This window comes from Calothrix sp. FACHB-168 (genome assembly GCF_963889195.1).
Classification (GTDB): Bacteria; Cyanobacteriota; Cyanobacteriia; order Cyanobacteriales; family Nostocaceae; genus Aulosira; species Aulosira anomala_A.
The window spans coordinates 136,759-150,770 of record NZ_CAWPNJ010000020.1 but is presented as its reverse complement, the minus strand read 5'-3'; the positions used below and the strand labels follow the sequence as shown (position 1 = coordinate 150,770).

Below are 14,012 nucleotides of genomic sequence, written 5' to 3'. Positions count from 1 at the left end.
AAAACTCTTGTGGGATGGGCGTCTCGCCCGTCCTGGGCGGACAAGACTTCGGCGTGAGCGCTCAGTCGAACGCTGTCCACCCCACAAGAAAATTATATTGCCACATTTTAGGCGTGTCAGACCACTACTGGCGCGACAAGGCTAAAATGGTGCATTAATAAAACTCTTGTGGGATGGGCGTCTCGCCCGTCCTGGGCGGACAAGACTTCGGCGTGAGCGCTCAGTCGAACGCTGTCCACCCCACAAGAAAATTATATTGCCACATTTTAAGCTTGCCACGCCACTACGAAAATATATTAATGAGGCTTTTTTCTTCATTAATGAGGTTCTGAGGTTCATTAATCAGGCTTTTATCTTCATTAATGAGGTTTCGAGGCTCGTTAACGAGGTTCTGAGGCTCATTAATCAGGCTTTTTTCTTCATTAATGAGGTTCTGAGGTTCATTAATGAGGCTTTTATCTTCATTAACGAGGTTCTGAGGCTCATTAATGAGACTTTTTTCTTCGTTAATGAGGTTTCGAGGCTCATTAATGAGTATTAAGGACTATTACCGACAGTATAATAGGCAAAATTGCCATATTTAATACTTATGCTTAATAATCCTGACTTACTTACCAAACTCTATAACGCCTTTAACGCCTTTGAACCCTTACCCGCCGATGATACAAGGTATGTTGATTGTCAGGATGTGCGGGGAGATGCAGATATTTTCCAAGAATTGGGAAATCGGATGCGATTGGCAAACACTAATACCTGCCAATTATATTCTGGACATCGGGGTGCTGGGAAATCTACAGAATTACTTAGGTTAAAGAAATATTTAGAAAATCGGCAATTCTATGTTGTCTATTTTGCTGCTGATGAAGAAGATATTGATTCCGAAGATGCTCAATATACAGATATTCTCCTAGCTTGTACACGCCGCTTGCTCAAAGATTTACAGAAAATTGCCAATCCTCGTCCTATACTCAACTGGTTAAAAAGTCTGTGGGGTGAGTTGAAAGATTTGGCGCAAACTCCCATAGAGTTTGAGAGTCTAGAAATAGAAGCGCAAATTGCTCAATTTGCCAAACTAACAGCAAATTTAAGAGCCGTTCCCCAGCTACGTCAACAGATTCGCCAAAAAATTGATCCTCACACTGTAACTCTAATTCAGGTATTGAATGAATTTCTGAAAGATGCTAAAAAGAATTTACCTAATGGCAGCAAAAAACTGGCGGTAATTGTCGATAATTTAGACCGGATGGTATTAGTTAAGGACGGAGATAACACTAACTATGAGGAAGTTTTTGTAGACCGTAGCGGACAACTCAAAGGTTTAGATTGCCATTTAATTTATACTGCACCTATTTCCTTACTGTATTCTAAACGCGGCACAGATATTCGCGATATCTATGGTGAATGCCTAATTTTACCGATGATTATGGTGAAAACTCCTGATGGGGAAACTTATCAGCCTGGAGTGAAGAAAGTTAAAGAATTAATTAGCAAGCGAGTTCGGCAAATTGCACCGGAAGTTTCACTAGAAAAAGACATTTTTGATAGTCCTGAAACCTTAGAAAGACTGTGTTTGATGAGTGGAGGTCATGTGAGGAATTTGCTATTGTTAACTCAAGATGCTATTGGACGGATTGATGAGTTACCTATTACAAAAAATGCCGTGCAACGTGCAATTACTCAAGCGAGAGATACCTATCGTCGCACTGTAGAAAACTCACAATGGCATCTTTTAGCTGAGGTGTCCCGTTCTAAAAAACTTCCTGGTGATGACCTATACCGAAGTTTGATGTATAATCGCTGTCTTTTAGAATATAAATATATTGATGATGAGGGAGAGATGCAGCGCTGGTATGATATTCATCCATTAATTCAAGGAATTGCCGAATTTAAAGAAGCTGTAGCGAAACTTCCATGAACCCAAATGTAGATGATTGGGATGAGGATTTACCCCCAGAACCAGAAGCAGCCTATCAAGACTTAGTTCGCGCACTAAGGCGTAAATCAGGATTTGGCTTGTTTTTTGTGCAATGTACACCTGTGGAAGCAGAGAATTTAATTGCTAAACTTCCACAGGAGATTCCCCAGAAGCAGATAGAAGCTTTGCGCTTAGTTGAGGCGATTGATAATTTATATAAGCGAGTGGCTGAGTTTGTTAAAGATAAACAAATTGATATTTTATTAATTAAAGGTCTGGAATATTCTTTATATAAATACGAAAAAAGAACTTTTGGTGAAATTACAGAAGGACAATTCAGCAATTTAACCAGCGTACCGCATATTTTAAATCATCTAAATCAACAGCGAGAACGTTTTAGAGATGATTTACCATTTTGCTTTGTGTTTCTTTTGCGGTCATTTTCCATAGACTATTTTATCCACCGCGCCCCAGATTTTTTTGATTGGCGTTCGGGAATATTTGAACTACCCACTACACCAGAATTGGTAGAACAGGAATCAACTCGACTGATATTAGAAGGAAACTATGAACAGTATTTGAAACTTAGCCAAGAACAAAAGATTGAAAAAGTCTTAGAAATTCAAGACTTATTGGCAGAAAAACATCAGACAGAAGATAGTAAAGTAAGTTTACTATTTAAACTGGGGAATTTGCTATACACAGTAAAAGAATACGAAGCGGCGATCGCATCCTATGACAAAGCCTTAGAGATTAAACCTGATTTACACGAAGCTTGGTACAACCGGGGGATTGCGCTAGGGAATTTGGGACGCTATGAACAAGCGATCGCATCCTATGACAAAGCCTTAGAGATTAAACCTGATTTACACGAAGCTTGGAACAACCGGGGGACTGCGCTAGAGAATTTGGGACGCTATGAACAAGCGATCGCATCCTACGACAAAGCCTTAGAGATTCAACCTGATGATCACGAAGCTTGGAACAACCGGGGGTATGCGCTAGAGAATTTGGGACGCAATGAACAAGCGATCGCATCCTATGACAAAGCCTTAGAGATTCAACCTGATTACCACGAAGCTTGGTACAACCGGGGGAATGCGCTAGATGAGTTGGGACGCAATGAACAAGCGATCGCATCCTATGACAAAGCCTTAGAGATTCAACCTGATTACCACGAAGCTTGGTACAACCGGGGGTATGCGCTAGATGAGTTGGGACGCTATGAACAAGCGATCGCATCCTATGACAAAGCCTTAGAGATTCAACCTGATGATCACGAAGCTTGGTACAAGCGGGGGTATGCGCTAGATGAGTTGGGACGCTATGAACAAGCGATCGCATCCTATGACAAAGCCTTAGAGATTCAACCTGATTACCACGAAGCTTGGTACAACCGGGGGTATGCGCTAGATGAGTTGGGACGCTATGAACAAGCGATCGCATCCTATGACAAAGCCTTAGAAATTAAACCTGATGACCAGGATGCTAGAAACAACAGAAGAGTAGCATCCATAAAATTGAAATGGCAAAAATTAACTAAAGTTGTGACAGGGTTTTTGCAGCTTATTGGTTTTAGACGTTGATTTAATATCTGCTATTTAGTAGTTTGTAGTAGGCTAACTCACCTTGAATTATTGATGGTGCGTTGCGCTTGGCGACAACACACCCTACATTTAAATTTATTAACTTAATTACGAATTACAAATAAATTGCACATTCACCCAAGCATCTACCCATCAGATGAAAACAGACACGATTTTTTACAAACTCTTTCAAGAATTTCCGAATATTTTTTTTGAACTTATTGGCAAACCAGAAACAAATACAAATCTCTACGAATTCAAAAGCCAAGAAATCAAAGAAACTGGCTTCCGCCTAGATGGAATATTTTTAACATTAGACTCCACCCCAGAAATCTCTACCACTGAACCAATATATTTTGTTGAAGTTCAATGTTATAAAGATAAACGCTTCTACGACAGATTATTTAGCAGTATTCTGCTTTACTTCTACCAATATCAACCAATCAACCCTAACTGGTATGCTATAGTCATTTTTGATGCTCGGACAAATGATGTAGACTTTCCCCAGCGTCTTAATTCATTTAGAGAACCTCATTTACGCTGCTTTTATCTAGATGAAATGGGAGACGAACCATACCAATCATTGGGATTGGGAATTGTGAAGTTAATTGTAGAAGGTAAGCAAAAAGCACAAGAATCAGTCAAGCAACTAGTTAATCAAGCTAGAGAAGAAGTCAAAGACACAGCCATCCAAAGAAAAGTTTTAGAATTAATAGAGGCGATTCTGGTAAACAAGTTTCCTAATTTGAGCAGGGAGGAGGTAAAAGCAATGTTAAGTTTGGAATTAATCAGAGGTACAAGAGTATATGAGGAGTTAAAAGAAGAAGCTAGAGAAGAGGTGAAAGAAGAAGTTAAACAAGAAGTTCAACAAGAAATCGAGGAACAAGCCAAAAGGAAAATAATTGCAAAACTTCTGCAACGTGGAATGACTGTGCAAGAAGTAGCTGAAATATTAGAGTTAGATGTAGAAGTGATTAGAAATGTAGCGGGGGAAGAAGTTTAAACTAATAGTAATTTAAATCATATTTGCGCTACATCAATATATTCTAGAGGGCATGGCAGTGCCAGTGCCCCTACAATCTGTCGCATTCTTTTTTCCAATTAGTATAAGATAAAACCCTGACAATACTAGGCTTTCAACTGTGTCAACAGTCAACACTTCGACAGGCTCAGTGCAGCGCAGTCAACAGTCAACAGCTATAATAAAAAACTCCATCTTTTTTTGGATGGAGTTTGCCGTTATTGACGATAAATTGATGATTTTAATATTCAATTCCTGGTTGAGCTTTCACACCTTGATCGCGGAAAGGATGCTTCACTAATGTCATTTCGGTTACCAAGTCGGCGCGTTCAATTAAGGCTGGTGGTGCGCCTCTACCTGTAAGAATTACGTGAGTACCAGCAGGTTTTGTAGCTAAACCAGCTAATACTTGCTCAACTTGTAAGTAACCCATTTTCAGAGCAATATTAATTTCATCTAATAAGACTAATCTAAACTCTGGGTTGCGAATATATTCTAAGGATTTTTCCCAAGCTGCTTGTGCTTTATCTAAATCGCGATCGCGATCTTGGGTTTCCCAGGTAAAGCCTTCGCCCATAGCATGAAATTCTAACTGATCTTGCCAACTACTAAACACCCTTTTCTCTGAGGGTTCCCACGCACCTTTAATAAACTGGACGATCGCCACTTTATACCCATGACCAAGCGATCGCAATACCATTCCTAAAGCCGCAGTGGTTTTCCCCTTCCCATTACCAGTATTTACAATCACTAATCCCTTTTCGGGGACAGCTTGTGCTATCCGCTTATCTTGGACTTCTTTACGTCGCTGCATCTTTTGGCGATACTGTTCGTTACTCAAAGATGAGGACATTACCTCGTCAATTACACGTGCAATCTCTTGGTCTGAATCTAATTGTTGTGGGTTATCGTTTTTCATCAATTATTATTTGTCAGTTGCTAGAGACGCGATTAATCGGGTCTGTACAAGAATGCCCAATGCCCATTAAATAAGAATACGCAGCTAGATTCCTATATATGTCTACTCAAATTACACTAAAAAATCTGGAAAATATATTAGGTTTTGTCACATTATTGACGAATCAAGAAGTTAAGCTATATAACATCCAAACTGAACCATTGACTTTTGAACCATATTGCTATTCTAAAGAATTTAACGAGCTTATTACAGCACTTTATCAAGAAAACTTTATCATTTCTTTTGATTGGTTAGCTTGGAAACAATCAGCAGATAGTTTTATTACTAATCCTGAACTATTAAATGTAGCAGATATTTCTACATTACAAAAATTGTTCACAACGCACATTCGCCAAGAGCGATTTTGTAGCGGTCATTTAGCTAAGATGATTGACAATAAACACTTATTAGCAATATTCCAAAGATTACAAGCAATTTATGCGGCTGGGATGTTAGAAAATAATCACAATCATGGTGAAGCGAAAATGAGCCAGCAAACATCAGTTATTCAAGGTGATATCACCCAGCTACCAGTCGATGCAATTGTCAACGCTGCAAAAAACTCTTTATTGGGTGGTGGCGGTGTGGATGGCGCAATTCATCGCGCTGCGGGGCCGGAATTATTAGCTGAATGTCGTCTGTTAAATGGTTGTGCTACTGGGGAAGCGAAAATTACCAAAGGTTATCAACTTCCCGCAAAGTGGGTAATTCACACCGTCGGCCCTGTGTGGTATGGTGGCGATCGCGGTGAAGATGAAATGTTAGGGCGATGTTACCGCAATAGCTTGACTTTAGCAGCACAATATCAAATTAAAACCATTGCTTTTCCGGCGATTAGCACAGGCGTTTATGGGTTTCCAATGGAACGCGCCTGTAAAATTGCAGTTTCGGAAGTTAACAAGTTTTTACACAGCCATAAGTCTATCGAACAAGTGATTTTTGTCTGCTTTGGACAAAGTGCTTACGAATGTTATCTAAAAGTTATACGAGAATTAACGTAATCCTAGATAACATTAGATTCGGCGTATTTACTTTTCGGGATTCTCAGAATGTCAAAACAACTAGGTCAAAAAATTGCACCGATTCCCATGTCAAACGAGATCGGCGTAGTTGATTTGATTGATAATTACTTTACCGCTTACAACTCCGCGCGGTTGCGGGAAATATGTCAACTGCTGAGTCGTGAGGTGTTAACCCCTGGTGTCACAGTCGGTGTCAGTCTTTCTGGGGCGATGACACCAGCCGGATTTGGGGTTTCCGCCCTTGCGCCGTTAATTCGCAACGGCTTTATTGACTGGATGATTAGCACTGGTGCAAATCTTTATCACGATATGCACTATGGTTTGGGTTTTGAATTATTTGCGGGTAATCCCTTTTTAGATGATGTGAAACTACGTCAAGAAGGAACTATCCGCATTTATGACATTATTTTCGGCTATGATGTGCTGCTAGAAACTGATGCATTTATCCGCAAGATACTGCAAGCAGAAGCTTTTCAAAAGCGCATGGGAACGGCTGAATTTCACCATTTGCTGGGTAAGTATGTTTGGGAAATTGAAAAGCAATTAGGGGTGAAAAATTCCTGTTTGCTAGCGACAGCTTATGAATGTGGCGTACCGATTTACACTTCTTCTCCTGGAGATAGTTCTATTGGAATGAATGTCGCCGCTTTAGCCTTAGAAGGTTCGCAATTAATTATCGATCCTTCTATTGATGTTAACGAAACAGCTGCGATCGCCTACAATGCACGAGAAGCTGAAGGTAAAAGTGCAGCTGTGATTATTGGTGGCGGTAGCCCGAAGAACTTTTTGCTACAAACCCAACCGCAACTTCACGAGGTACTGGGTTTAGAAGAACGGGGACATGACTACTTTGTCCAGTTTACCGATGCGCGTCCTGATACAGGTGGTTTGTCTGGTGCGACGCCCTCAGAAGCCGTTAGCTGGGGTAAAATTGACCCGGAAGAGTTACCTAGCACAATTGTTTGTTACACCGATAGCACGATCGCCTTACCATTGGTAACAGCATACGTTATGCAAAAAAACCAGCCACGCTCATTAAAGCGGCTATACGATAAGCGAGAAACAATTGTTGAAAAACTCCGCCAAGATTATCTTGCAGCAAAAGCGCAACCATCAGATAAAATTCCTGCGGCTGTAGTTGAAAGTGCAAACCAGCAAGCAGCAACCTATCCTTGCGGTAGATTAATTCCTAACACGCCATAATCAAGTTTCGGGTTGCTAGATCCCCGACTTCTTCAAGAAGTCGGGGATCTGAATCGCTACCAAGGTGAATATCAACTAAGCGATCGCCTTTTACAATTAAAGTATTAAAGTTTGATTTCTCTTCACTTTTATGAACGTTCCTCCCCAACTGCAACAAAAAATTGAACAAGAAAATTCAGAATTACAAATGCAAGCAAAGATTGAAGAATATTTAATTGCAGGACTTGAAAGTGGAGAGGTAGCAGAAGTTAACAATCAATGGTGGGAGCAAAAACGCACACATTTGATCAACCAGCTACATAAAAATAAATAATTACAATACGAATAGTCATTAGCACAGGAATGAAAGCGATCGCATTCATCATGGCATTTGGGACTTCCAATTAAAAAAATACCCACGGGGGTAGGGTAGGGGCACGGCACCGATAAAATATCGGTAATACCGAAAGTTTGTAGATGCCGTGCCCCTACAAGTTGGATAATTTATTTTTTGGAGTTCCCTTTACGCACTACAAATTGATTGGGTATTTAAAAAATTAGATGTCCCTTAATCAGCAGCATATCTGCATGTTGTAATCAGCGATCGCGATCCGAAATGCTAATTTTTCATAAATTTTATGAAATTATGACAATTTATTCCGGCGATCGCTACCGATCAGCTGTAATGATGGGTAAGTTCATAGTATTGTTGTTTGTCTGTCAGGCGGATACCATTGGTAATGCGAATCCGCCTATTTATTAAATTTTGTCAAAACTAAATTTGCAAAACTGTTTTAATGTTTTGCACAATAGCTTGGGGTGATTGGGCTATATCTATATATACGGTGTTTAAAGGCTCCTCTAAGGCATCAAACTGGCTCTGGAGGAGTATTTCCGGCATATAGTGATTTTGACGCTCTTGTAAGCGTTTTTGAATCAAATCGTAAGTGCCCTTGAGGTAAACTAGCTGAATGCGTTCGCTATCCACTAGCAAAAATTGACGATAGCTGTCTTTTAACGCCGAACAAGCCAACACCACATTTGTATTTTCATGCAACCATTGTTTAATAACTGCTTGCAAAGCTTCTAACCAAGGTTTTCTATCAGCCTCAGTTAGGGGAATACCACGCTGCATTTTCTCCACATTCTCTGGTGAATGGAAAGCGTCAGCATCGCTAAAAATCCAGCCTAAAGACTCTGCCAAAAGTTTTCCTACAGTAGTTTTACCAGAGCCAGAGACACCCATGACGATAATAATCATACAGCAAGCAGTTTTGAAGTCAGCAGACAAGCCTGCGTAGGCAGGCTTTGTTTGTATAGCCTCACCCTTATAGGGTGTAGGTGCAAGATATCAGTTAAGAAGGAATTGGAGTTTTAACTTTATTAGAAACAGGAATAAAAATGCCAGATGTATTGGTTGGAAGTACTTGTGCGCTATCTAAAGTTTGTAAACTTGCAAAAGCTGCTTCGCGAATTACTGCTTCTTGTTCCTGAGTTAATAACAATTGCAAACATTCAATTACATTTTGTTTTACACTTGCATCAACCCGTTTGCGGCTAACAAGTTTAGTTAATTGACGCACAGCAACCAAACGCTTTAAGGGGTCTGCTTCTGTTAAGTTATCTAACAAGCGATCGCATTGGTCTTCTTGACGAATTCCATAAAAATTAACGATTTGAGAAACCAGCAAAATTAAACTTAATAAAGTTCCTACACCTTGGAAAATCACACCCGCAGCAATCCAAGGACTGTTAGAGTCAAACCAAATCGCTGCAGCGATGTAACTGGTAAAAGTCGCAATACCACCGCTACTCACAGCCAAGATTAACTGACGGTTGGGAGCATGGACAAACCCCTGCATTTGAGACAAACGTTGTTGCCAATCCCACTTCTGCATTAAGTAGACTGATAACATCACGCCAATCCCAATTAACAGCGCCAACAGCAGTTTCCAGTTCCACAACAGCATCGCCACGATAATTGTCAGCAATCCTAGCACGCCACCAGGTCCAGAAAACTGCCGATATTTTCGTTGCTTTGAGGCTCCTGTCTTAAAATCTGGAAGCGACCAGTGAGAAAGCTGGTTAATTAATTGCTGCCATGAAGACAAAGCCTGCGCCACGGTTTTTACCTACTAGATTACAAGATTATTAGTTTATAGTTTTACTGTAGATAAGGAAAGAATGGGACACCCATTGTTGATTAAGGCGTTCAATGCCTATGGGTATAGAGATGCCAGCTATGAGAGTTACCTCAAGCTGCCATCGAGAATCAATAATACCTTATTTGACGGTTGACTGTTGACCGTTGACGGTTGACTGTTGACGGTTGACTGTTGACTGTTGACTGTTGACTATTGACCACTGACCACTGACAATTGACCAATTAAACACAAAAGCGAAAATTATCTAGGGTAAATTGACCGTCAAATGCACTGAAGGTCAGATGATAAATATTATTTGCAGCTATAGATAATAAAGCGTTAGGCGCTATGGAAGAGTCAGAATTAGCGAGATTGGCTGCTGGTAATACTGTTTGCGCTAGCATTTGGCGATCGCGATCGTAAGCTGTGAGTATTAGCCGTTGTGAACTGGTAACAAAAGCACTTACCCAATTCACGGGTTGCAAAAAACTTACTTCTAACGATCCACTTTTTGGCGATCCCATCAATACTGTTGAACCTGAATGTGCGGGAAATGCTGGATTTGATGGCTGTATAGCTATACAATTATTGAAAATTACACCCCAGGATTCATACTGGCTTTCTACTGTTTCAAAACATTTTAAATCCTCAAAGTTTAAAGCAATACAACTCGGTGTATTTGCTGATGCAGCTTCATAAACTTCTTTGACAGAACCTTGCCATTCTGTAGCTAGAGTTTGGTGATGAATCTGACTATTATCAACCGCAAATTCACTATTGTTAAACTTGGGGATTTTATCTGATTTGAGAATTGCCTCCTTTACCATCACACTCCGCCTTTGAATTTTCTTAAGAATAATTAATTTAATGATTCGTCATAATTACAAGCAAAGATTGTTTTTTGTTGCCAGTAATAAAGTTAACGTTTGTTGATATCAGGGTTTTAACTGAGAGTTAACTTGGAAAAAGTATCCGTAATCTTTCTGATAGATTACCATACAAAAGCCAAGCCATAATTAACCTCTAAGTTATCCTGACTACAAACCTAAATCCTCATGGGGCAGTAAATACAGGCAAAAACAGCCAGGTTTTGTAATAAAAAAATCATCATATCTTCATAGATAATCTGGCAATTTTACATCCACTTAATCTGACGTTGGACAGAAGTCTAAGCATCATTGATTCATCCATAATGAGAGAGATTTGCAAGCCAACAGGTAATACCAAACTGCGATCCTAGATAGTCACGCATACAGGTATCTGGGGGAACGCTAATAAATTCTCTCCATACTTGTTGATTCTTTATGCTAATACTTGATTACTTAGTGCTATTCCGGAACTTAATTTAGTATAAATACTTAAGATTAACTAAATCTTAATCTTTTCCTAACAAACACAAACCTGAATCACAATATTTATGTTTCAGCCACTAGGATTTGAACAACGCTCGATAATTACCTCTCTAGGAAGAATAGTTTACTACACGAACACAGGTTCACTTTGGCAAGATGATACGCCTAAAGACGAAAGGGAAACTTTAGTGTTTCTTCATGGATTTGGTGGTGGTTCTTCGGCTTATGAATGGTCTAAAGTTTACCCAGCATTCGCTAGCGACTACCGAATTATTGCACCGGATTTACTTGGCTGGGGGAGATCTGAGCATTTAGGACGCAATTATCAGGTTGAAGATTACTTAAAAACGATTCAGGAATTTTTACAGCAGACTTGTAACCATCCAGTCACAGCGATCGCGTCTTCTTTAACTGCAGCTATCGTAATTCGATTAGCGATCGCTCATCCCGATCTATTTAAATCTCTTATCCTCACCACTCCTGCGGGACTCTCTGATTTTGGTGAAGACTATTCCCGCAGTTTTTTTGCGCAATTAGCCAGCGTTCCCATTGTCGATCGCTTGTTGTATAGTACGGGTGTTGCAACTAGTAACGGGATTCGCACCTTTTTAGAACAACGACAATTTGCCGAGCCTAGTCGAGTTTACCAAGAAATTGTCGATGCTTATCTCGAATCTGCACAACAGCCAAATGCAGAATACACAGCACTGTCTTTTGTACGCGGCGATTTATGCTTTGATTTATCGTTATATATTCAGCAATTGACTACTCCTACTGCGATTATATGGGGAGAAAAATCTCAATTTACGGGGCCAGAAATCGGCAGACGTTTGGCGGATCTCAATCCCCAAGCCATTAAAATTTTTCAACATCTCGAAGATGTGGGATTAACACCACAATTAGAATTACCAGCAGTAACTATTGGCTTAATTCGTCAGTTTTTACCTCTGCTGAATTCCTAAATTATTTATAGGACTTACGTCGTGTCACATATTTTTCATGCTTGTTGTCAATGGTCAATAGTCCATAGTCCAAAAACCTGAATTTTGACCATTGACTTTTGACTTTTGACTTTTGACCACCCTTGTGAGGGTTTTTGTGTTCGGTGCGTAAGTCCTAATTTAGTCAGCATTGAAAAAACAGAACAATAGATTAATACTTGATTTGTGCAATATGGGTATGATGGGCATTGCCTATCATACTTGTTTTATTTTTGAATTTGCAATTGGGAATTTTTATGCAAATAGGCTGGGTATTAGCGTCAAAAACATGATTTTGTGTAGGTTGGGTTGAGGGACGAAACCCAACAAAACCGCTTTGATGTTGGGTTTCGCTGACGCTCTACCCAACCTACAATTATCCTTAACTGAACTATATTGATTTTTATGCAACCAATTATTGAAACAATTTTTTTACGCCAAATGGCTTCAGGCGATCGCTTATCTTTACAGGTTTATAAATTTATTGGCGCAGATCCTGGTAAAAAAGTTTACATTCAATCTAACTTACACGGTGCAGAAATCGCTGGTAATGCAGTTATTCATCAATTAATTGACTTTTTGCTCACCATCAATGATACAAACTTAGCGGGAGAGATTTGGTTAGTCCCGGTTTGCAATCCAATGGGAGTAAATGAGCGATCGCACCATTTTTCACCTGGAAGATATTGTGTTTACGAAGCGAAAGACTGGAATCGGATATTTTGGGACTACGAAAAAGAAGCTGATGATTTAGTAGCTTTTACTAAATCTCAACTTCAGCTTGATAGAGAGGTCGTCCGACTCAATTATCTAACTACGATTAGAGAAAAATTCGCCAAAATTTTAGAAAAAATTAATTCTCCCTCTGGATTACCTTATACCGAACAATTTGCCTATAAATTGCAGTCTATGTGTATAGATGCAGACTATTTAATTGATTTACATAGTTCGACAAATCAAGCTATAGACTACCTTTATTACTTCCGAAATCGCGAAGAAAGCGCCAAATATTTTCTCCTAGATTACGGCATTTTACTAGATACTTATGATGGTGATGCCTTTGACGAAGCTTTTATCAAGCCTTGGTTAGCGCTAGAAGCTTGCTTTCAAAAATTGGGGAGAAATATTCAATTTGATATCGAAGCTTGGACAATTGAACTAGGTTCAGGAATGCAGATGAATCCTGACTCAGTAGCCAAGGGTATTTTAGGTATAAAAAATTATTTAGTCCAAAAAGGCGTATTGCAAATACCGGAATTTCCCCAAGCAAACACCAGCAATCAGCAAATGACTTTTTCGGCATCCAGTAAAATCGTTAAATATTATGCGATCGCCGGCGGCATGATTCAATCTAGAGTTAAAGTAGGTAGTAAAATCAATGCTAACGATAGACTTTATCAAATTCTGAGTTTTAATAAAGAAAGCCAATTACCTCAGACGATAGATATCTTTGCCGAAAACGATGGCTTAGTATATGAAATTTCTACTAATCAAGCTGTGAATCAAGGCGAATTAGTCCTGAGAATTATTCAGTAGTTACCGCTTAGTGAAAAATTGGATATTAGCACTATTATTGATTTATGCAAAGAAAAAAGTCTCAGAATTTCAATTTTGAATTTTGAATTCCCCCCAAGGGGTTGGACTTCTCGATAATCGGTATTCATGGCATAAGGAAATACAATTGCAGCACAGTGTTATCATAAAAGCAATACCCAACAAGAGAGAAAAACTAAACGAGTTTGTATAGTCCTATCTCTTTTTTGGATATTGGAACAAAATATATTTAGTAGTAGATTAAACTTAAGCAGAGGCAATCCCTAAAAAATGCCAGGGTGATCTTATGTTTCTTACT

At 39.4% G+C, this 14,012-nt stretch carries 12 protein-coding genes; 8 read left to right on the top strand and 4 right to left on the bottom strand.

The features are described 5' to 3' along the window. Positions 1-589: 589 nt before the first annotated feature. The 3 genes from AACW45_RS13325 to AACW45_RS13315 all read left to right on the top strand — a co-directional run bounded on the left by AACW45_RS13325 (position 590) and on the right by AACW45_RS13315 (position 4,504). Positions 590-1,915: an AAA family ATPase gene (locus AACW45_RS13325; RefSeq protein ID WP_190633087.1), complete on the top strand. Its 1,326-nt coding sequence runs from the start codon at positions 590-592 to the stop codon at positions 1,913-1,915. Next, the gene (locus AACW45_RS13320) at positions 1,912-3,501 is read left to right on the top strand and encodes a tetratricopeptide repeat protein (protein WP_190633086.1); all 1,590 of its coding nucleotides are present in this window, start codon (positions 1,912-1,914) and stop codon (positions 3,499-3,501) included. Before AACW45_RS13325 ends, AACW45_RS13320 begins: the two co-directional genes overlap by 4 nt. Positions 3,502-3,658: 157 nt before the next feature. Then, entirely contained in the window at positions 3,659-4,504 is an 846-nt protein-coding gene (locus tag AACW45_RS13315) for an Rpn family recombination-promoting nuclease/putative transposase (RefSeq protein ID WP_190633085.1), read from the top strand. A gap of 259 nt (positions 4,505-4,763) precedes the next feature. Here the strand turns inward: AACW45_RS13315 and cobO are convergent, their stop codons facing one another. Beyond that, positions 4,764-5,441 carry a cob(I)yrinic acid a,c-diamide adenosyltransferase gene (cobO, locus tag AACW45_RS13310; protein ID WP_190633084.1) on the bottom strand — a complete coding sequence of 226 codons (678 nt, stop codon included), beginning with the start codon at positions 5,439-5,441 and terminating at the stop codon, positions 4,764-4,766. 98 nt (positions 5,442-5,539) lie between these two features. Here cobO and AACW45_RS13305 point away from each other — a divergent pair, with 98 nt between their 5' ends. From AACW45_RS13305 to AACW45_RS13295, 3 genes are all read left to right on the top strand, one after another. Next, positions 5,540-6,481 (top strand): O-acetyl-ADP-ribose deacetylase, encoded by a 942-nt coding sequence (locus tag AACW45_RS13305; RefSeq protein WP_199331121.1) that lies wholly within the window; start codon positions 5,540-5,542, stop codon positions 6,479-6,481. A 48-nt stretch (positions 6,482-6,529) separates the two neighbouring features. Then, entirely contained in the window at positions 6,530-7,705 is a 1,176-nt protein-coding gene (locus AACW45_RS13300) for a homospermidine biosynthesis protein (protein WP_190633083.1), read from the top strand. Between the two features lie 130 nt (positions 7,706-7,835). Next, positions 7,836-8,018 (top strand): hypothetical protein, encoded by a 183-nt coding sequence (locus tag AACW45_RS13295; protein WP_190633082.1) that lies wholly within the window; start codon positions 7,836-7,838, stop codon positions 8,016-8,018. A gap of 441 nt (positions 8,019-8,459) precedes the next feature. Here AACW45_RS13295 and AACW45_RS13290 read toward each other — a convergent pair whose 3' ends face one another. From AACW45_RS13290 to AACW45_RS13280, 3 genes are all read right to left on the bottom strand, one after another. Next, entirely contained in the window at positions 8,460-8,945 is a 486-nt protein-coding gene (locus AACW45_RS13290; protein ID WP_190633095.1) for a gluconokinase, read from the bottom strand. A gap of 94 nt (positions 8,946-9,039) precedes the next feature. Beyond that, on the bottom strand, positions 9,040-9,807 hold the full coding sequence (locus AACW45_RS13285; RefSeq protein WP_190633081.1) for an armadillo-type fold-containing protein: 768 nt from the start codon (positions 9,805-9,807) through the stop codon (positions 9,040-9,042). A 263-nt stretch (positions 9,808-10,070) separates the two neighbouring features. Continuing rightward, the gene (locus AACW45_RS13280; protein WP_190633080.1) at positions 10,071-10,655 is read right to left on the bottom strand and encodes a hypothetical protein; all 585 of its coding nucleotides are present in this window, start codon (positions 10,653-10,655) and stop codon (positions 10,071-10,073) included. 590 nt (positions 10,656-11,245) lie between these two features. On the opposite strand from AACW45_RS13280, the gene AACW45_RS13275 reads away from it, so the two are divergent. Then, on the top strand, positions 11,246-12,142 hold the full coding sequence (locus AACW45_RS13275; RefSeq protein WP_190633079.1) for an alpha/beta fold hydrolase: 897 nt from the start codon (positions 11,246-11,248) through the stop codon (positions 12,140-12,142). A gap of 423 nt (positions 12,143-12,565) precedes the next feature. Then, a complete protein-coding gene (locus tag AACW45_RS13270) occupies positions 12,566-13,696 on the top strand; it encodes a succinylglutamate desuccinylase/aspartoacylase family protein (RefSeq protein ID WP_190633078.1) in 1,131 nt (376 codons plus the stop codon). Positions 13,697-14,012: the final 316 nt, after the last annotated feature.

Excerpts from the sequence above, each read along its gene's own strand:
- AACW45_RS13270 (WP_190633078.1), top strand. The coding sequence starts at position 12,566 with ATGCAACCAATTATTGAAACAATTTTTTTACGCCAAATGGCTTCAGGC.
- AACW45_RS13300 (WP_190633083.1), top strand. The coding sequence starts at position 6,530 with ATGTCAAAACAACTAGGTCAAAAAATTGCACCGATTCCCATGTCAAAC.
- AACW45_RS13280 (WP_190633080.1), bottom strand. The coding sequence starts at position 10,655 with ATGGTAAAGGAGGCAATTCTCAAATCAGATAAAATCCCCAAGTTTAAC.
- cobO (WP_190633084.1), bottom strand. The coding sequence starts at position 5,441 with ATGAAAAACGATAACCCACAACAATTAGATTCAGACCAAGAGATTGCA.
- AACW45_RS13325 (WP_190633087.1), top strand. The coding sequence starts at position 590 with ATGCTTAATAATCCTGACTTACTTACCAAACTCTATAACGCCTTTAAC.
- AACW45_RS13315 (WP_190633085.1), top strand. The coding sequence starts at position 3,659 with ATGAAAACAGACACGATTTTTTACAAACTCTTTCAAGAATTTCCGAAT.
- AACW45_RS13305 (WP_199331121.1), top strand. The coding sequence starts at position 5,540 with ATGTCTACTCAAATTACACTAAAAAATCTGGAAAATATATTAGGTTTT.
- AACW45_RS13295 (WP_190633082.1), top strand. The coding sequence starts at position 7,836 with ATGAACGTTCCTCCCCAACTGCAACAAAAAATTGAACAAGAAAATTCA.
- AACW45_RS13275 (WP_190633079.1), top strand. The coding sequence starts at position 11,246 with ATGTTTCAGCCACTAGGATTTGAACAACGCTCGATAATTACCTCTCTA.
- AACW45_RS13320 (WP_190633086.1), top strand. The coding sequence starts at position 1,912 with ATGAACCCAAATGTAGATGATTGGGATGAGGATTTACCCCCAGAACCA.
- AACW45_RS13290 (WP_190633095.1), bottom strand. The coding sequence starts at position 8,945 with ATGATTATTATCGTCATGGGTGTCTCTGGCTCTGGTAAAACTACTGTA.